The following is a 19,430-nucleotide window of genomic DNA, read 5'->3' on the forward strand; positions in this document are numbered from 1 at the left end:
TTCCCGCAAAAAAATCTTACAATAAGATATTTCCCAAAAGATTTTTCAGTTGATTTTACCCTCTTTTCAAATCCTCCCAATGTTAACAAAATCCCCTTGCCTCCCCCGTAAATAATCGTATTTTTACCACTCAAATTTTAAATACGGGAATGGGCAAAATCATAGCCATCGCCAACCAGAAAGGCGGTGTGGGAAAAACAACTACAACGGTCAACCTGGCCGCATCTTTGGGCGTATTGGAAAAAAAAGTGCTGCTTATCGATGCCGACCCTCAGGCCAATGCAAGTTCAGGCCTTGGCATTGATGTAGAAAACATTTCTGCCGGAACGTATCAGTTGCTGGAGCATAGTGTTTCGGCCCAAGATGCTGTCATTGAAAGTTCGGCCCCGAATGTTTCCGTAATTCCCGCACACATCGACTTGGTCGCCATTGAGATAGAGCTCGTCGATAAGGAGAATCGTGAATACATGCTCAAACAGGCACTTGAGGAAATCCGCGAACAATATGATTATATTTTGATCGATTGTGCGCCTTCTCTAGGGTTATTGACATTGAATGCCCTAACGGCAGCAGATTCTGTAGTCATACCTATCCAATGTGAATATTTCGCCCTGGAAGGTCTTGGAAAATTATTAAACACCATTAAAAGTGTCCAGAAGATACACAACGCAAGCCTCGATATCGAAGGGTTGTTATTGACGATGTACGATTCGCGCTTACGGTTATCGAACCAGGTTGTGGAAGAAGTACAGAAACATTTCCACGATATGGTCTTCGAAACCATCATACAACGCAACGTCAAATTGAGTGAAGCACCAAGTTTTGGCGAAAGTATCATCAATTACGATGCAACCAGCAAAGGCGCAACGAATTACCTGCACCTTGCACAGGAAATCATAAAAAAGAACAGCTAGAAAAGAATAAGACGGAATGGCACAGGCAGCTAAAAAACAGGCGTTGGGAAGAGGATTATCAGCCTTGCTCAAAGATCCTGAAAACAATATACAATCGGTGGCCGATAAAGGAGCCGAAAAACTTGTAGGGAACATCATCGAGCTTGAAATCAATGCGATTGAAATCAACCCGTTCCAGCCGAGAAGCAATTTCAACGAAGAATCGCTTCAGGAACTCGCTACTTCAATCCGAGAACTGGGTGTAATCCAACCGATTACCGTCCGCAAGACCGATTTCAACAAATACCAGCTGATTTCAGGCGAGCGCCGTCTGCGTGCGTCAAAAATTGCCGGATTGACGGTAATTCCAGCTTACATCCGGATTGCCGACGATCAGGAATCACTGACGATGGCGCTTGTCGAAAATATCCAGCGACACGACCTTGACCCTATTGAAATCGCCCTGTCATACCAGCGCCTCATAGACGAAATCAACCTGACGCAGGAACAAATGAGTGACCGTGTCGGGAAGAAACGTTCCACAATCGCCAACTACCTGCGTCTGCTAAAGCTCGATCCGATAATCCAGACGGGAATCCGCGACGGATTCATCTCCATGGGCCACGGACGCGCCATCATCAACATAGACGACCACGACGCACAGACTTCGATCTACCAGAAAATCGTCAGCCAGAACCTGTCGGTACGCGAAACCGAAGCGTTGGTGAAACAATACCATGAAGGCACGCCATCGACCGGAAAAATTTCCAAAACGTCCGGATTCGAGGTAGGTGCCGATGACAAAAAAGCGATTTCAGGTTTCTTCGGTGCCAAGACCGATGTAAAAGTTGCCGCAAACGGAAAAGGGAAAATCACGATCCCGTTCCATTCCGAAGAAGATTTCAACCGGATCATCAAATTGCTTCAGTGAGATTCCTGATTGCCATAGCCTTTACGGCGTGTTTCCTTACGGCATCTGGTCAAAAAGTCCTGCCGGCGGAAGAACTTGTCAAAGCCGATACCACCAAAAGCAAGGTAATCGATCCGTTGCGTCCGGCCAAAGCTGCCTTTTACTCCGCCATCCTTCCGGGAATGGGACAAGTCTATAACAAACGGTATTGGAAAGTGCCGCTCGTGTATGGCGCCATCGGAACCAGCCTTTATTTTTATCTCGACAGCGACAAGAAATACAGGATTTACCGCAATGAACTCAAAGCGCGTTATTCAGGTTATGGCGATCCGGATCTGGCGTATCTCGATGACGACCGATTGATAAACGTCCAGAAATTATATCGCAAAAACAGGGAATATTCGGCACTTTTCATCGGGTTGTTTTATGTGCTTCAGATTGTCGAAGCTAATATTGACGCGCATTTGAAACAGTTCAATGTAAGCGACGATTTGTCTGTCGCACCCGACGTATATCAGACCGATATCTATTCCAAGCCCAACGTCGGCCTAACTTTAAGCTACAAATTCTAGATGAAGATCGCATTACTCGGATACGGCAAAATGGGCAAAGTGATCGAACGTATCGCTTTGGAACGCGGCCATGAAATCGTGCTTCAAAAACGCAGTTCCGATAGTTTCGACGGATTGGAAAAAGCCGATGTCGCGATTGATTTCAGTGTGCCTGATGCTGCTGTGGGGAATATATCGGCCTGTCTGAATGGAGAAATACCTGTAGTTTCAGGAACGACCGGCTGGCTCGAACACTACGCCCAAATGGCGAAATTGTGCGAGGATAAAAAAGGGGCCTTTATTTATGGAAGCAACTTCAGCCTTGGGGTCAACCTTTTTTTCAGTCTTAATACCTATCTGGCAAGAATGATGTCAAAATTCCCGCAATATAAAGTGCGCATGGAAGAAGTGCATCACACACAGAAACTTGATGCACCAAGCGGAACAGCTATTTCACTGGCAAAAGATATCATCGAAAGTTCCGATTATTCAAGTTGGGCGCTCAAAGCTGAAAGAGAAGACGAGATTCAGATCGATGCCATACGCGAAGAAAATGTCCCGGGAACGCACACGGTTTTTTATGATTCCCAAGTAGATTCGATTGAGATAAAACATACGGCCCATAGTCGCGAAGGATTTGCTTTCGGAGCTGTGATCGCAGCAGAATGGCTCGTGGGGAAAACCGGTGTTTACACGATGAAAGATGTACTGGAACTCGAATGAATCCGGTTCCATTAAGAAAAATATAACAACAAAGAGGAAAGTTGAATTGTAACGTCGGACATAAATCGCGACTTACGCCAAAAACGGAACAGATATGACGCTTATTCAATGGTTTGTATTCTTCCTGATCGTGCAGGTCGTGCACTTTGCGGGAACATGGAAAATGTATGAAGCTGCAGGAAGAAAACGGTGGGAAGCCGCGATTCCGGTTTATAATGCAGTGGTTTTGATGAAAATCATCAACCGTTCGCCCTGGTGGACACTGTTGTTGTTCATCCCGATCGTGAACCTGATCATGATTCCCGTCGTTTGGGTCGAAACCCTAAGAAGCTTTGGAAAAAATTCCACTACAGATACGTTGCTGGTGCTTTTCACGCTCGGTTTCTATATTTTTTATGTCAATTATACCCAACCGCTGAACCACATTCCGGACCGTGACCTCATGGCACACACCAAGGTTGGCGATACGGTAAGTTCGCTGTTATTCGCTGTTGTGGTCGCCACAGTCGTACATACGTACGTAATGCAGCCGTTTACGATTCCGACATCGTCACTTGAAAAATCTTTGCTGATTGGGGATTTCCTTTTCGTAAGCAAATTCCATTACGGCGCGCGCACGCCAATGACTACGGTTGCTTTGCCGATGGTTCACGACACGATTCCTCTGACCAAAAAGAAATCCTATTCGAACTGGCCGCAATTGCCAAGCTTCCGTTTCCCGGGTTTCCAAAAGATTGAGCGCAATGACATTGTGGTTTTTAACTGGCCGGTAGATACGGTGACTCAGTTTTTTGTAGCTGGAGACCGCGTAGATAAGCCGATAGACAAGAAATCGAATTATGTGAAACGCTGTGTGGGAGTTCCTGGTGACAGTCTTTCCATCAAGGACGGAATCGTTTACATAGGTGGGAAAGAATTAATATTACCCGAACGTGCCAAACCTCAATACGCCTACAAAGTTACGGTAGATGGTAAAACACCAGTAGATTTCAATGCGGTCATGAGCCGTCTCAATGTAACCGATGGTGGAAATTTCTGGGGCGCGACGCGAGATACGGTCTTATTAAAAGCCGTTACGATTGCCGGTGCCGAAGAACTTAAAAAAATTCCCGGGATCGCTTCGGTTACAAGACTCGATATGCCAAAACACCGTCCGAGCGAAACATTCCCTAAGAACTGTGGCTCATGTCCGGGCTATACCAATTGGAGCATCGATAATTTCGGGCCCATCTATATTCCGGAACAAGGAAAAACAGTGGCCCTTACAACCGCTTCATTACCTTTTTACAGGCGTATCATTACCGAATATGAAGGGCACGATTTAAAAACGGCAGGCAATGAAATCCGAATTGACGGAAAAGTAGTTACCTCTTACACTTTCGGCCAGAATTATTACTGGATGATGGGTGATAACAGACACAACTCCGAAGACAGCCGTTATTGGGGATTCGTTCCGGAAAACCACGTGGTAGGTAAACCCGTATTCATCTGGCTCAGCCTCGATCCAAATAAATCCGGGCTATCTAAAATCCGCTGGGAAAGAATGTTCACTACAGTTGGAGGCGATGGCGAACCGGTTTCTTACTTTAAGTACTTCCTGATATTGCTGGCGGTTTATTTTGTGGGTAATTCGTTTTGGAAGAAAAAGAAAGCCAAAGCAGACGCATAAATCAATCGTATGAGCATCCTGGTTTATCCAACCTATTTCCCATCCATTTCCCAATTTGCCCAAATGGTGCAAGCTGGTTCCATAACATTTGAAACTGAAGACAATTTCCAGAAGCAGACCAACCGGAACCGTATGTACATATACAGCCCAAACGGTCGGCAGCTGCTCAACATTCCTGTCAAACATTCAAGTGACGGACACCAGAAAACCAAGGACATCCGTATAGAAAAGAATTTCGACTGGCAAAAACTCCATTTCAAATCTCTCGAGGCCGCTTACCGCAGTTCTCCCTATTTTGAATATTTCGAAGATGCCATCGCACCTATTTATTTCAAGAAACAACCGTTTTTGATGGACCTTAACTTCCAGGCATTGGAAATCGTATACAAATGTCTTGGATTGCCGTTTGAGTTTTCAAAAACCGAAGAATACTTTCACGAAGTCAGCGATTACCAAGACTTACGTCACTTGGCAAATGGAAAGAAAGACACCTTTGAATGTGAGCCTTACCATCAGGTCTTTCATGAAAAACATGGCTTTTTGAACAACTTGAGCATATTGGATTTACTATTCAATGAAGGAAGGCATGCTTTGGATTATCTTAAAAGACAGCAGATCCAACGCTAAACACAATAATATATTCATCACCCCAAAAGCAAAAGACAACTGTTAACTGTTATGCGTTAATTGTTAACCAGCAATTCACTTCATCTCCAACCGCGTCATCACCGGATAATGATCACTGTTCTTAAAATCCGGAAAGTTGCGGAATGATAATACCCGGAATTTCGGATCGGCAAAAATGTAGTCGATGCGCGCCGGATAATATTTGAAGCGGTACGTCTGCCCGAATCCGCTTCCGGCCTCCTCAAAACAATCGTTGAGATTTCCCTTGATATGACGATAGACGTATGAAAACGCGCTGTTGTTCATATCGCCGCAAATGATAATGGGATAATGACATTGCTTTTTATGATCGGCGATGATTTCGGCCTGTTGTTGTTGGCGCTTAAATGCTTCACTGATTCTTTTGAAGATGATACTGCGCTTTTTCTGGTCGATATTGTCGATGCGGTCGTTATTGATTTCATCTACATCGGGCGTAATGCGTACCGATTGCAGGTGCATGCTATACAAACGGACGGTATCTTTTCCCATCCGGATATCTGCAAAAACAACATTGTTATCTGAATTCGGAAGCTCGAGCTTTCCTTTGTTCACGATAGGGAATTTGGAATAGATTGCCTGCCCCGTCTTGACATGATCGCCCTGCGTCATCACATAATTATGCGGATACACTTTAAGGTCGATGCCTGCGCCGTTGGAATATTCCTGGATACAAAGGATGTCGGGATTCTGTTCGTTAATGAAACTGCGGATATTTCCTGCCGCATCATCGGGCAGCCATTTAAAAAGATTGAACAGCCGGACGTTGTAGCTCATCACCGTAAAATCTTTTTCGGTTTCGGGCAGATTGGTCGACGAAAATTTATAGAATTTATTGATGAATGTAATCCCAGCCAGAAGCACCAAGGCCGAAAGTAAAATCTGTTTCTTTAACAACAACGCCCAATAGCAGAAAAAAAGACCGTTAAGAATCAGGAAAAAAGGGAGGAATAAGGTAAACACCGAGAAGAACGGAAACAGTTTTGGGGCGAGGAACGGCAACGCATACGCCATCACGGTCAATATCGTAATGAGGATATTGAACCCAAAAACAATCCGGTTAAACCACGATAATTTCTTCATTTGTCATTTCCGGCGCGAAACAAAAAGTCGCGTTCTTCTTTGCTCAGGCTGTCATAACCGGAACGGCTGATCTTATCCAGAATCTCATCGATCTGCTGCTGTGTCTTGTCTTTTGGTTCCGACGATTGTGGACGCGGTTCAGGTTTCGGGTTCCGATGCACCTTTTTGAATTTCGCTTTTTGCTGCGGACGGAATCCGTTGGCGATAAAATCAAAAAGCCAGGTTATTGGGCGGCTTAAATCTGTTCCCGATTTCAGCATTTTCACATACACAAAACCAAAAATGGCTCCGGCCAAATGTGCAATATGACCGCCTGTATTGTCCGCAAATAAATACAGGAAATCAATAAACAACAGTACACTTGCAAAAATCCAAAGTTTCACCTGGCCGATAAAAAACAGGCTGATCCTCATATTGGGACTGTAAGTGGCCGTGGCGACGAGAATCGACATGATCGCCGCCGATGCTCCAACCATAATATTGGAATGGCCGAGAACCAAAAACGAAATATTATAGACCAATCCGGAAAATATGGCACTAAGCAAATACAACCCGTAAAATTGTTTCGGATTGAAAAAGGTCCCAAACAAAACCCCGGCAAATTGAAGCACGAGCATGTTGAAGAACAAATGGAAAAAGCTCGCGTGCAGAAAGGCATACGTAATGTATGTCCATGGATGCGTGAAGGAAACGGCAAAATCTGAACTCAAAGCCAACCAATCCGGATAGTCAAAATAGGCCGATTTCCATTGATAGAAGAAAACAAGCGACAGCACAAAAGCAGCCACATTCATATAAATGAGTCTCATTTCCGGCCCGCCGGTGCGGTAACCTCTTTTGATATCGTCTAACAAAGTTGCCATGTCAATTCCAGCGTTTTCCGTTGAACTGATTTTTTTTCCAATACCACATCATCAAAAAACCAATGAGTGCTCCGCCTAAGTGAGCAAAGTGGGCGACTCCTGTTCCTCCGGGTCCAAAAAATGAACTCCCGTAAAGGCCAAGCACCAGGTCAAGGATCAAAACTCCCGAAATCAGGTATTTTGCCTTGATGGGAATCGGTATAAACATAAGGAACATTTCGGCATTCGGGAACATGAAACCAAACGCGACGAGCAAACCATAAATGGCGCCCGACGCACCTAACATTTGACCATTATACGCAATAGCCATGTTTTGAACCTTTTCCATCGAAATGCTTCCCAGAATTTCCTGGCTGTACTTACCTACCGTTTGTCCTTTGGTCATGAAATTCACAATGTCGGAATGAGGAATGTTCGCCTTCATCATTTCCTGAATTCCCTGATGGATTTCCCAAAAATTGAACAGGTTATACAGCAAAGCCGATCCCAGTCCGCACGAAATATAGAAGAACAAAAATTTCTTTCCGCCCCAGAATTGCTCCAAAGCCGAACCGAAAGAATACAAGGCAAACATATTGAAAACGATGTGCATGTAATTTGGAGGTGGCGCATGCATGAACATATGCGTGAAAATCTGCCAGAAATGAAACTTCGGATTTTCCGGATAATACATCGAAAGCAAATCATAAGCCGGTGGACCTACAATCTGGGAGCCGATGTAAAACAAAACATTTATAATCAACAGTTGCTTTACCGTTGGCGTAATCTGGATCATGCAGTAAATTTTTTATCGATATCCTCAACCCGCATCGTGATATAAGTAGGCTTTCCCGATGGGGAAACCAACGGCTCACGGCAGGCAAAAAGGGAATTGAGTAATTGTTGTTGTTCGGTGTTACTTAGCAGTGTGCCTGTTTTTACGGCGAGACTTTTGGCCATAGACCTGGCGATTGCGTCGTTCTGACTGAAGCTGTTGCCAAAACCGTCCTGCAAATCACTGATAAGCGTTTCAAGCACAATCGAGGTTTCGCTTTCAGACATCGTGACCGGAATGCCATCAATGACAATATGGTCAGGTCCGATATTGGAAAAAGCAAATCCCGTAGCTTCAAGAACCGGTAATAGTTGGGTCAGCGACGACATTTCAGATACCGAGAAAAACAGCTCCAGCGGAAACAGTAATTGCTGGCTTGAACCCTGTTGGACGGTCATGTTCCCGAGGAATTGCTCGTACAAAATGCGTTGGTGTGCGCGTTGCTGATCCACGATGACCATTCCTGACTTTATGGGATTGACAATGTATTTACGATGTATCTGATAGGTTTTCTGCTCCTGGACTTCTTCTGCTTCCTCAAATAATGACGGCAGATGCGGATCGCTTTCAAATTCCATCTCGCGCGCCGGCATTGAAATTTCTTCCGATGCCAGACCGGCATACAGGCTTTCCCATGAAGCCGTTTCGGTTTTGCGATAGGATGATGTATGTGATGCCCCTGATGACTTTACCGCCGCATTACCAAACGGATTGAACCCTTCATCGACTTCAACCGCAGGCATTACGGCATCGCGGTCTTTATACGAATACGGTGTATCATAATTCTCTTGCTGGCTGAAATCAAGCACCGGAGCCACACTGAACTGGCCGAGACTGTGTTTTGCAGAAGCTCTCAGTATGGCGTAAAGCGATTGCTCGTCGTCGAATTTGACTTCGGTTTTGGTCGGATGTATGTTGATGTCGATGGAACCCGGAGCTACATCAAGGTAAATAAAATACGACGGCTGGCTGCCATCGCGTAGCAACCCTTCATAAGCCGCAATGACGGCATGATGCAGGTAGCCATTGCGGATGAATCTGTCGTTGACAAAAAAGAATTGTTCACCCCTGCCTTTTTTGGCGAATTCTGGCTTTCCGATAAAACCGTAGATACGGGCTATTCCGGTTTCTTCATGGATCGGGACCAATTTTTCATTCGATTTTCCGCCAAGTATACCGACTATTCGCTGTCGCAGGTTCGCCGCAGGCAACTGGAACGCCTCGCTCCCGTTGTGGTACATACTGAACGAAATATCCGGATGGGCCAAAGCAACACGTTGGAATTCATCTATGACATGACGGAACTCGACCTGATCCGATTTTAGGAAATTGCGTCGGGCCGGAATGTTGAAAAAAAGGTTTTTGACAGCTATCGATGTTCCGACTGGAGCCACGACAGGCTCTTCGGACATGAATTTGCCGCCTTCTATGGTCAGTTGTGTTCCTACTTCATCGTGTTCCATACAGGTACGAAGCTCTACATGGGCGATTGCTGCAATAGATGCCAAGGCTTCCCCGCGGAAACCTTTGGTATGCAAAGCAAAAAGGTCTTCGGCGATTTTGATTTTGGAAGTGGCATGGCGCTGGAAACAGGCTTTGGCGTCGAAGGCATTCATACCGCTTCCGTTATCGATGACCTGGATCAATGATTTTCCGGCTTCCTTGATGACAAGCCGGATTTCTGTCGCTCCGGCATCTACCGAATTCTCAAGAAGTTCCTTGACGACCGAAGCCGGACGCTGCACGACTTCACCGGCTGCGATCTGGTTGGCGACATGGTCGGGAAGTAGCTGGATTATACCGGACATAGCATGTTTGAAAGGGAATCAAAATTACGTACAATTAACGGAAATATCAGGTTCGGAAGTGCTTTGGAAATGTGAAAGTTTTGCACAAAAAAGGCGGGATTTCAACAAGGGGACAACGGCTAGCTTAGCCGATAACAATAGAGTATCTGTGAACCGGATGAATACGTATAAGATGTATTTCGGAATTGATACGGATTTATGTTTTTTCTTTGTGTGACAACTTTTTAGTACCGAAAGACACAAACAAAGAAACGTGTGAATTTTGTTGTGTGAAAAAAGACACCCACAAAAAACTTCACACAAAAGATGGTTTCCGTTGAAGACGAATCTTAAGGGCAATGGATGCGAAGGAGTGACGGAAGCCTTACCCCTTATGGTATTGGCTTGCAACCCGAGGTCGTAGTCCAACCGCCAAAGCGAATACTTAAAAATTATTTTGAAAGCCTGCGCAATTCCGCCATCTTAATCGCCGTAATCCCAGCCTCGACACCTTTATTTCCGTGATCGCCACCTGAACGCGCAAGCGATTGCTGGATGTTGTTATCGGTCAGGACACAGAAAATCACGGGCACATCGCCTTTAACATTCAGGTCTTTGATACCTTGGGTTACGCCTTCGCAGACGAATTCAAAGTGCATGGTCTCGCCTTTGATGACGCATCCGATGGTAATCACCGCATCATAATTTCCGGTCTGTAACATACGTGAAGCGCCATATATAAGCTCGAAGCTTCCGGGCACGTCCCATTTGATTATATTCTCAGACTTGGCACCGCAATCAATAAGCGTATCGTAAGCGCCCTGGAAAAGTCCGTTGGTAACGGTGTCGTTCCATTCAGAAACAACGATCCCGAATGTGAACTGACTCGCATCCGGGATTGTATTTTTATCGTATTCCGATAGGCTTTTATTTGCTGTGGCCATATTACTGGGCTAACCCGAACCAGGCATCGAGGTTTGAAGCCTCGTTTGACGACGGGTAATTATCTTTGATATCGTTCAGGTATTTCAATGCGTCTTCTTTCTTGTTCAAAGCAATGGCTACTTTAGCGGCTTTGAGCAGGTACATTGGCGTAGTGAAATCATTTTTGTTCGTGTTCGATGCTTCAAGATACAAATCAAGTGCTTCTTTTTGCTGATTCTTTTGGGAATACGCATCTCCTTTTGCGCCCAATGCGAAAACAGGAAGGAATTGATCTTTAGACTTGAATTTGTCAAGGTATTTTATCGCATCGTCATATTTACCTGTGTTCAGGTAAGCAATCCCTGCGTAATAATTGGCAAGGTTTCCGGCATCTGTCCCCGAATATTTGTCAGCGATGTCAACAAACCCGAATTTTCCTTCAGATCCTTTAAGCGAAAGTGTGAACAAAGAATCTGCTTTTTGTCCGTCAAGAGCTTTCTGGAAGTTTTGCTGTGCCGCGAACATATCTTCGGACGCTTTGTCTTCTTTCGGCTCTGAGATAAATTTACCGTACATAAGGTAACCTACAGTAGCAAGAGCGATGGCACCAACGATTCCGAAAATCGCTTTCTGGTTGCGCAACACCCAATCTTCGGTTTTAGACGCGGTTTCGTCAAGCGAGTTGAATACGCCCGCGGTGGTACTGTCTTTGTCGTCGATATTTACATCTTCGATAAATACGTCATCGTCTGTTTTTTCAACCTCAGGTTTTGGTGCTTTATATCCTCTTTTATTGTAAGTCGCCATTTAGTAAAAATTTATGCGGGGCAAAAATAAAATTTTTATCCAAATTTGAAAGGGAATTGTTTGTATATTTTTGAATAATTTGCGTCCTTATTCCGAACATCGCAAATTCCTCTCTCCTGCCGCAGTATCATGCATTTACAAAAGATTTCATTACTCCATTACAAGAACTTCACGCAGGCCCAATTTGATTTTGACCCCCGCATAAATTGTTTCGTCGGCAAGAACGGAGCCGGCAAGACCAATGTGCTCGACGCGATTTACCACCTGGCTTTCGGGAAAAGCTACTTCAATCCGGTCGCCGTCCAGAATATTCAACATGGGGAAGAATTCTTTGTAGTGGAAGGATTTTTCGAGAAATCAGGCCGCGACGAACTCATTGTGTGCAGTTTGCGAAAAGGCCAGAAGAAAATCCTCAAACGTAATGGAAAAGCTTACGATAAATTTTCGGAACACATAGGCTTTATCCCGCTCGTGATCCTGTCGCCGTATGACCGTGATTTGATTTCAGAAGGAAGCGAAACCCGCCGCAATTTTCTCGACAGTGTCATTTCCCAGCTCGACCCAGCTTATCTCCAGCAGCTTATTTCCTATCATCGGGTGCTGACCCAACGCAATGCTTTGCTCAAGTATTTTGCAGCCAATCGGACTTTTGAAGCCGAAACACTCGTAGTCTACGACGAACAGCTCGATGTGCTCGGGCAGCCGATATTTGAAAAACGCAAACAGTTCGTTTCTGACTTCACTCCTATTTTCCATGATTTCCACCAGCGTATTGCAGCAGATGCCGATGCTGTTTCACTGCGATATGAAAGCCATCTGGAAAACAACGGGACTTTGAATCTGCTCAGGGAAAGCCTTACGCGAGACCGGGCTTTACAATATACATCGACTGGCGTACACAAAGATGACCTTCATTTTGAGATTGACGGGCATCCGATCAAGAAATTCGGGTCGCAAGGCCAGCAGAAATCCTACCTGATTGCCCTGAAACTGGCTCAATTTGAATTCGTGAGCCGGCAATCGGGAGAAAAGCCCATATTGCTGTTCGACGATATTTTTGACAAGCTAGATGAAAACCGCGTGGGAAAAATAGTTGAAATGGTCAACCAGGATGTATTCGGACAAATCTTTATATCTGACACACATAGCGAACGGACTGAGGCACTTGTACGCTCAACTGGCCTGCCTTTTAAGATAATTTCGCTCGGATAGGAATTTTTCCTGTTAATTTTTCCGCAACAATTTTTCTTACAGTTTGGAAACACCTCATAGCTGTTACGATTTCGACTGTGTTTTCTTCAGAGAATTTAAGACGATATTTTATATTTCGCAAAAACAAACCGCCAAATTTGAGAATTCGATTTAATATCTACTTTTGAACGCCAATCGCCATGGAATGAGTTTCAGTTTTTTAAATCAAACAGCCGCATTTATATTTCTCAAATGACGTTACCTTTCAACCGAAGACGCCAAATCCATTTTGCCCTTTTTTTCCTTGCCATTTTAATCCAGATTTTAGTTTTCGTTTTGTGGTACGGCCGATATTCGGATCAGCGGCTTCCAAAAGAACATTCCGGCCGCAACGAGGCGCTTGCCCTTTCCAATGCTTCGATGCACAATTACTTTGAGGCCGAGAATTCGTTCATGGAATACCTGAACGGCTACAAATCGGCATCGCTTTCCCGCTATAATGTATCGTTAGACAGCATGTTATTGCGTTTGGACAGCCTTAGAATAGAATCAAAAAAAGACAGTTATCTAAAAAAGGAAATCGGCAAAAAGAAACAGACGGCGCAACAAATCATCCGATTGAGAAAGGAACTTGACAGCCTGCTGCACATCCGGACCAATATATTGCTACCCCAATGGAACGAGGCCGATTACCATATGAAAGCCGTCGATTTCCATAAAGTCCTCAAATCGATCCGTTACGATTCCATCCAGATAAACGACAGCGTTATCCGTAAGAATATGCTTGGACGTATTGGCGATGCCATTCGTGGAAAAGCCAATTTCAAACGCGAAGAACTACGCATTTATACGACCATGGTTTTTGAAGACGGACGCAAACGCGGATCGGTCGAAGACCAAATGGCCAATATTTACAAGAACACACAACAATTCTACGACAGGGAATTCGGCCGACTCAGGAACGTCTATTCCAATTTGAGGGAAAAAGACCGTGACCTGCTCGTCGTCAACCGGCTTATCCTCAAAAATGCGCAGAACCTTCTGGCGCTTTACCTAAAGAATGCACAACAGGCTGATACGGAACGATTGTCCGATGCATCGAAAGACATGAAAGACAAGCGTATGTTCATCACCTTCTTAATGCCGACGCTTATCCTGCTGACGTTCATCTTATTGTTTTACGCCAGATACAGTTACAGAAGAGAAGCCGAACTCGAAGCAGCAAAACACGAAGCGCAGCAAAACCTGGAATTCAAAAGCCGTATTCTGGGAATGCTGAGCCATGAACTGCGTGCGCCGTTGCGGATTTTGAGCACGATATCGGCCAGGCTGATCACGAAGAATACGGACAAGGCCATCGACAAACAAATCAACCTCATGCATTTTACCTCGAAGTCGTTACAGATTACGGCGGGCCAGATACTTGAATTCTTCAAAAAAGAAAATTCATCGTTAACAGCTTATAACGGAAGAGTAAAACTCAACGAGGAACTTCGCGATGTCTTGAATTCACTGCAATTACTGGCCGAAAACAAAAACCTTACGATGGTCATGCAACTTTCGCCGGGGTTAAGCCAGCCGGTTTTGGCAGATAACGGAAAAATACACCAGCTGTTCTACAACATCATCGGGAACGCCATAAAATTCACGGACAAAGGACAAATTACGGTAGCCTGTTCACTCAAGCCCGAAGGCGAAAAACTGCGGTTCGACGTCAGCATAACCGATACCGGAGCCGGAATCCCAAAAGAAGACATCGCCCATATATTCGACAGTCATTACCAAAGCAAGCATCACAAAGGACAAATTAGTTTTGGGGCAGGTTTGGGACTGAACCTGTGCAAGGAGATCATAGACCTATACGATGGCGAAATCAGTGTGGCCAGCGAATTGGGCAAAGGCACACAGATCTCTTTTTTCATGATGCTGGCCAAAGCCGATGATCCACAGGCTGATATCCCAAAAAAGATTGCCGAACTGGTCGCTTCAAACCCAATGAGATTGCTTGCGGTAGATGACGATCCGATTGCGCTCAAAATCATCAAAAAAATGACCGCTGACCTGGGGATTGAGGCTACAACACTGAAAACGGTATCTGATGGAATGAAACATATTGCCGAAGAAGAATTTTCAATAGCCATAATCGACCTGAACATATCCGGGGTTTCCGGATATGAATTGATCAAGGCGATCCGGTCCGATGATAACCGCAATAAAAAAGCTATTATCATTGCCATTACGGGCGATAATTATACTGAAATATCTGATCTTGAAGGTACCTATGCCGATGCGTTGCTCATCAAGCCAGTCAATAAGGATGAATTTTATGCCAAGCTTTTCCATCTTATAGAAAGCCGATACTCCGAAGCATCAAACGGTTAATTTTGTAACTTTCAGGCCGCAAAATAAACCTGCCTTGAAACATAGAATTGCCTGCCTGATCATGACCGGCCTGCTGATCGTAGGTTGCAACGGCCAACCTGCTAAAACCGCAGAACTTCTTTCCCCGACAGATTTCGCCCAGAAAATCAAACAAAGCCCCGACGCACAGGTTCTCGACGTGCGTACACCGGAAGAATTCGACGGACAGCATCTTGACAACGCCCTGAACCTTGACTGGTACGAACAGGATGCGTTTTCCAAAAAAACGGCAAACCTCGACAAATCCAAACCGGTCTTTGTGTACTGTATGGCCGGAAGTCGTTCGCATAAAGCCGCGCTCAAACTCAGCGAAATGGGTTTTGAAAAGGTTTACGATATGAAAGGCGGTATTGTGAAATGGAATGCCGAAGGACTTTCAGGTGATGCGGCAACAGCTAAAATTTATGGCATCTGCCCGACGGAATATTCAGATATGCTCGCATCTGCAGATAAAATCCTCGTCGATTTCTATGCGCCCTGGTGTGAGCCTTGCAAAAAAATGGCGCCTTATCTGACCCAAATGGAAAAAGATTCCTCGAAAGTTAAGATTGTCCGATTAAATGCCGACGAACACAAAACGATGATGAAAGAACTCGAAATATCCGAACTACCCACACTGATACTTTACGACAAAGGAACGCAGACCTGGAAACACAGCGGATATATTTCTGAAGAAGATTTAAAAAAGCAACTCAAATGATTGAAAAGGAAAGTTTGAAATTTCTGGGCGACCTTGCCAAAAACAATAATCGCGACTGGTTCCTGGAAAACAAAAAAAGATACGAGGCTTACAAGAAAAATTATCTTGAAGTGATTGAAGGCATTCTAAAATATCTGGTTCCGAAGGACGAATCCCTGGCTCAGGTCGACGCCAAAAAATGTATGTTCCGCATCAATCGCGATATCCGTTTTTCAAAGGACAAATCGCCTTATAAAACCCACATGGGAATCTGGATTATGGCCGGCCAGAAACACGAATGGAATCCGGGTTATTATGTCCATATCGAGAAAGGAAAAAGTTTCATTGCCGCTGGTATCTGGCAACCGGTTCCGGAAACGCTGAAGAAGATCAGGAAGGAAATAGAGTTCTTTCACGAAGACCTCGAAGCAATCCTGAACGAGAAAAAATTCAAAGCCGAATTCGGTCCGCTGAGCACCGAAGATTCGCTCAAGACGACACCGAAAGGATTCGAAAAAGACCATCCGGCAAGCGAGCATCTCAAGCTTAAATCTTTCATTGCAAGACAGTCGTTACCTGACGCTGTTTTCGACGACAAAAACTTCGAAAAAACCATAGCTGACAAACTGTCAGCAGCAAAACCTCTTAATGATTTTTTGAGCCGTTCGCTCTCAAACCCAGAAGATTAATGAACATCACCAAAAACTTTCCTTTAAAAGAATTTAACACCTTTGGAATAGCTGCCTTTGCCGAATCATTCGTCTCTGTAAGTTCAGAAAACGAACTTCGGGACGTACTTTCCGAACATAAATCAGCCAAAAAATTCATCCTCGGAGGCGGCAGCAACATGCTCCTGACGCAAGATATCGAAGCCCTTGTCATCCACATAAACCTCAAAGGAAAGCGCATCATTCATGAAGATGAAAACTATGTTTTGATCGAAGCGATGGCGGGTGAAAACTGGCATGAATTTGTGCTTTGGACCATCGATCAGGATTTTGGCGGAATCGAAAATATGTCGTTGATTCCGGGAAATGTCGGTACTACCCCAATCCAGAATATAGGTGCTTACGGAGCCGAAATCAAAGACACTTTCGTGAGTTGTGAAGCTATGGAAATCACCTCCGGGAACAGTAGAAAATTTACCAAAGAAGAATGCGATTTCGGGTATCGGGAAAGCATTTTCAAGCATAGGGAAAAAGACAAATACATCATCATTTCGGTCGTTTTCAAACTGACCAAACACAACCATAAAATCAACACCGGTTACGGCGACATCCAAAAGGAATTGGAAAAAACAGGCATTTCTGAACCGACTTTAAAAGATGTCAGCAATGCAGTAATTGCCATCCGCAAAAGCAAACTTCCGGATCCAAAAGAACTCGGAAACAGCGGAAGTTTTTTCAAGAATCCAATCGTTCCTATTTCAACATACCAAAAAGCGGTAGCCGATTACCCCGAAATGCCGCATTACAAAGTTTCCGAAACCGAGGTGAAAGTTCCGGCGGGCTGGCTTATCGAACAGGCGGGTTATAAAGGAAAACGAATCGGAGATGCTGGCGTTCACAAGAATCAGGCATTGGTTCTTGTAAATTATGGAAATGCGACCGGTCAGGAAATATTGGCACTGTCACGGGAAGTGCAACAGGCGGTTTTTGATAAATTCGGGATTGGGATAGAGGCGGAAGTGAATGTGATTTGACAGCGAGTCGACGTTGATTGAATGCCGACTATTCTTCAAACAGGAACCTTGCAATTTCTTTATACAACTTTTCGTCGTGCATACTGTGGCCAAGACCTTTGGTTTCTATGAAAATGGCATCTTTCCAAGCACCTGCGATTTTTTTGGATTCGGGAAACAACACGATGTCATCATCCTGATCGTGGGCAATAATGCCTTTCATTTTCATGCTTTTACCGAATTCACGGGCCGTAAAATCCTTTGGATGATAATTGAAATTCTGCGTGAAATAGGATTCGAACAACTCTTTGGAACGCTCATTTAAAGAAAGTAACCGGATATAATTATCGGTAATCGTATCGAAATCTGATGGCGACCCGAGCAAGATCACTTTTTCAATCGCCTCATTTTTGTACACGTGCTGATAATAGACAATCGCGGCACCTCCTATCGAATGGCCTATGACGTATTTCGGATGGAATTTCAAAACAGCTTCGTGAATCGCATCGGCGTATCTTGGAATATTGAATGAACCTTGGGAAAGTCCGTGTGCAGGCGCATCAATGGCAACAATGGTTTTTCCGGAGGGACTCAGGTGAGGCAACAATAATTCCCAACGAGATGCATTGCTTTCCCAACCATGGACGAGCAAAATGGTTTCCTGATTTCCGGGCCAGACATAGCTCTGGATTTTATTTCCTCCCTGATTCAAATCTTGCTTTTCGACAGATTTGAGTATTTCAGGCAAATCTCCAGCTTCCAGTTTCCCATAACGTGGGTTACTGAACAATTTATAAGACAACGCCCTTGCTTTAGCCGGAGAAAACCGACTGAGCACATTTATGTACAGCCCGAAGGATTTTGTCAATAGAAAAAACCTGACCTTTTTCATGGAACGAAAAATACCGCTTTTTGGCCGATTGAAAAAGCAAAACAATCAAGTCCGGCCATAAAAAAAGTCCCTTTTGGGACTCTTATAATTATTTGAATTCTGCAAACAGCTGATCCATTTTCTCGCGCTCTTCCTGTGCAAGAACGTTGTCGATAAGGATTCGGCCTGAATGCTCGTCCGTAATGATTTTTTTGCGTGAAGCAATCTCAACCTGTGTTTGAGGCGGAATCGTGAAGAATGAACCCGCAGATGCTCCGCGCTCAATGCTTACCACAGCCAATCCATTTCGAACGCTGGTACGGATTCTGTCATAAGCCCCCAACAAACGCTCTTCAAGGTTTTCACGGTATTGAGCCGATTTTTCAGCAAGGAAACCTTCTTCCTTAGCTGTTTCGTTCATGATATCTTCAAGCTCAGCCTTTTTGTGTTTCAGGTGAGAATGCTTGGTATCGAGTTTCTCTTTGGACTGCGAAATGACTTCTTTCTTATGTTCGATTGAAGCTTTCATTTCGCGGATTTGCTTCTCAGCCAACTGAATTTCCAATTCCTGGAATTCGACTTCTTTACTCAACGCATTGAATTCACGATTGTTACGCACAGATTCCTGCTGCTTCGCGTATCTTTTGATAGATTCTTTATGCTCTTCAATAGCCGATTTTTTGTTACGGATGCTGTCCTCGACCACTTCCAGCTCGTTTTTGAGTTTGTCCAGACGCGTGCTCAATCCGATCACTTCATCTTCAAGATCTTCCACTTCAAGCGGCAGTTCGCCACGTACGTTACGGATTTCGTCAATGCGAGTGTCTATGAGTTGCAAGTCATATAGAGCCCGCAATTTGTCTTCAACATTCAATTCTTTTGCTGTAGTCGCCATAT

The 19,430-nt window shown here is 44.5% G+C and carries 19 protein-coding genes; 11 read left to right on the plus strand and 8 right to left on the minus strand.

Annotated features, from left to right (window positions below; genetic code table 11):
* Positions 1-149 precede the first annotated feature (149 nt).
* The 6 genes from G6047_RS15055 to G6047_RS15080 all read left to right on the plus strand — a co-directional run bounded on the left by G6047_RS15055 (position 150) and on the right by G6047_RS15080 (position 5,373).
* A complete protein-coding gene (locus G6047_RS15055) occupies positions 150-914 on the plus strand; it encodes a ParA family protein (RefSeq protein ID WP_169528452.1) in 765 nt (254 codons plus the stop codon).
* 16 nt (positions 915-930) lie between these two features.
* Positions 931-1,824: a ParB/RepB/Spo0J family partition protein gene (locus tag G6047_RS15060; RefSeq protein WP_169528453.1), complete on the plus strand. Its 894-nt coding sequence runs from the start codon at positions 931-933 to the stop codon at positions 1,822-1,824.
* Positions 1,821-2,375 (plus strand): DUF5683 domain-containing protein, encoded by a 555-nt coding sequence (locus G6047_RS15065; protein ID WP_317168294.1) that lies wholly within the window; start codon positions 1,821-1,823, stop codon positions 2,373-2,375. Before G6047_RS15060 ends, G6047_RS15065 begins: the two co-directional genes overlap by 4 nt.
* Positions 2,376-3,077 (plus strand): 4-hydroxy-tetrahydrodipicolinate reductase, encoded by a 702-nt coding sequence (gene dapB / locus G6047_RS15070; RefSeq protein ID WP_169528454.1) that lies wholly within the window; start codon positions 2,376-2,378, stop codon positions 3,075-3,077. It abuts the gene before it with no gap.
* Positions 3,078-3,171: 94 nt separating this feature from the next.
* The gene (gene lepB, locus G6047_RS15075) at positions 3,172-4,746 is read left to right on the plus strand and encodes a signal peptidase I (RefSeq protein ID WP_169528455.1); all 1,575 of its coding nucleotides are present in this window, start codon (positions 3,172-3,174) and stop codon (positions 4,744-4,746) included.
* 9 nt (positions 4,747-4,755) lie between these two features.
* The gene (locus G6047_RS15080) at positions 4,756-5,373 is read left to right on the plus strand and encodes a WbqC family protein (protein ID WP_169528456.1); all 618 of its coding nucleotides are present in this window, start codon (positions 4,756-4,758) and stop codon (positions 5,371-5,373) included.
* Positions 5,374-5,448: 75 nt separating this feature from the next.
* On the opposite strand, the gene G6047_RS15085 is transcribed toward G6047_RS15080, so the two are convergent.
* The 6 genes from G6047_RS15085 to G6047_RS15110 form a co-directional block, all read right to left on the minus strand.
* A complete protein-coding gene (locus G6047_RS15085) occupies positions 5,449-6,495 on the minus strand; it encodes an endonuclease/exonuclease/phosphatase family protein (protein WP_169528457.1) in 1,047 nt (348 codons plus the stop codon).
* On the minus strand, positions 6,492-7,358 hold the full coding sequence (locus tag G6047_RS15090) for a rhomboid family protein (protein WP_169528458.1): 867 nt from the start codon (positions 7,356-7,358) through the stop codon (positions 6,492-6,494). The genes G6047_RS15085 and G6047_RS15090 overlap by 4 nt, the downstream gene beginning before the upstream one ends.
* A gap of 1 nt (position 7,359) precedes the next feature.
* Positions 7,360-8,133, minus strand: coding sequence for a rhomboid family intramembrane serine protease (locus tag G6047_RS15095; protein ID WP_169528459.1), 774 nt, complete (start codon positions 8,131-8,133; stop codon positions 7,360-7,362).
* On the minus strand, positions 8,130-9,980 hold the full coding sequence (mutL, locus tag G6047_RS15100) for a DNA mismatch repair endonuclease MutL (protein WP_169528460.1): 1,851 nt from the start codon (positions 9,978-9,980) through the stop codon (positions 8,130-8,132). The genes G6047_RS15095 and mutL overlap by 4 nt, the downstream gene beginning before the upstream one ends.
* A gap of 431 nt (positions 9,981-10,411) precedes the next feature.
* Entirely contained in the window at positions 10,412-10,903 is a 492-nt protein-coding gene (ribH, locus tag G6047_RS15105) for a 6,7-dimethyl-8-ribityllumazine synthase (RefSeq protein WP_169528461.1), read from the minus strand.
* A 1-nt stretch (position 10,904) separates the two neighbouring features.
* Positions 10,905-11,690, minus strand: coding sequence for a tetratricopeptide repeat protein (locus G6047_RS15110; RefSeq protein WP_169528462.1), 786 nt, complete (start codon positions 11,688-11,690; stop codon positions 10,905-10,907).
* 129 nt (positions 11,691-11,819) lie between these two features.
* On the opposite strand from G6047_RS15110, the gene recF reads away from it, so the two are divergent.
* The 5 genes from recF (at position 11,820) to murB (ending at position 17,683) form a co-directional block, all read left to right on the plus strand.
* The gene (gene recF / locus G6047_RS15115) at positions 11,820-12,902 is read left to right on the plus strand and encodes a DNA replication/repair protein RecF (protein ID WP_169528463.1); all 1,083 of its coding nucleotides are present in this window, start codon (positions 11,820-11,822) and stop codon (positions 12,900-12,902) included.
* A gap of 231 nt (positions 12,903-13,133) precedes the next feature.
* On the plus strand, positions 13,134-15,263 hold the full coding sequence (locus tag G6047_RS15120; RefSeq protein WP_169528464.1) for an ATP-binding response regulator: 2,130 nt from the start codon (positions 13,134-13,136) through the stop codon (positions 15,261-15,263).
* 34 nt (positions 15,264-15,297) lie between these two features.
* Positions 15,298-16,002 (plus strand): thioredoxin domain-containing protein, encoded by a 705-nt coding sequence (locus G6047_RS15125; protein WP_235946570.1) that lies wholly within the window; start codon positions 15,298-15,300, stop codon positions 16,000-16,002.
* Entirely contained in the window at positions 15,999-16,670 is a 672-nt protein-coding gene (locus G6047_RS15130; RefSeq protein WP_169528465.1) for a DUF2461 domain-containing protein, read from the plus strand. The genes G6047_RS15125 and G6047_RS15130 overlap by 4 nt, the downstream gene beginning before the upstream one ends.
* Positions 16,670-17,683 (plus strand): UDP-N-acetylmuramate dehydrogenase, encoded by a 1,014-nt coding sequence (murB, locus tag G6047_RS15135; RefSeq protein WP_169528466.1) that lies wholly within the window; start codon positions 16,670-16,672, stop codon positions 17,681-17,683. Before G6047_RS15130 ends, murB begins: the two co-directional genes overlap by 1 nt.
* Positions 17,684-17,711: 28 nt before the next feature.
* Here the strand turns inward: murB and G6047_RS15140 are convergent, their stop codons facing one another.
* Together G6047_RS15140 and G6047_RS15145 are read right to left on the minus strand one after the other, a co-directional pair.
* A complete protein-coding gene (locus G6047_RS15140; protein WP_169528467.1) occupies positions 17,712-18,554 on the minus strand; it encodes an alpha/beta fold hydrolase in 843 nt (280 codons plus the stop codon).
* Between the two features lie 88 nt (positions 18,555-18,642).
* Positions 18,643-19,428 carry a zinc ribbon domain-containing protein gene (locus tag G6047_RS15145; protein WP_169528468.1) on the minus strand — a complete coding sequence of 262 codons (786 nt, stop codon included), beginning with the start codon at positions 19,426-19,428 and terminating at the stop codon, positions 18,643-18,645.
* Positions 19,429-19,430: the final 2 nt, after the last annotated feature.

It is taken from the genome of Flavobacterium silvaticum, assembly GCF_012911565.1.
GTDB classification, from domain to species: domain Bacteria; phylum Bacteroidota; class Bacteroidia; order Flavobacteriales; family Flavobacteriaceae; genus Flavobacterium; species Flavobacterium silvaticum.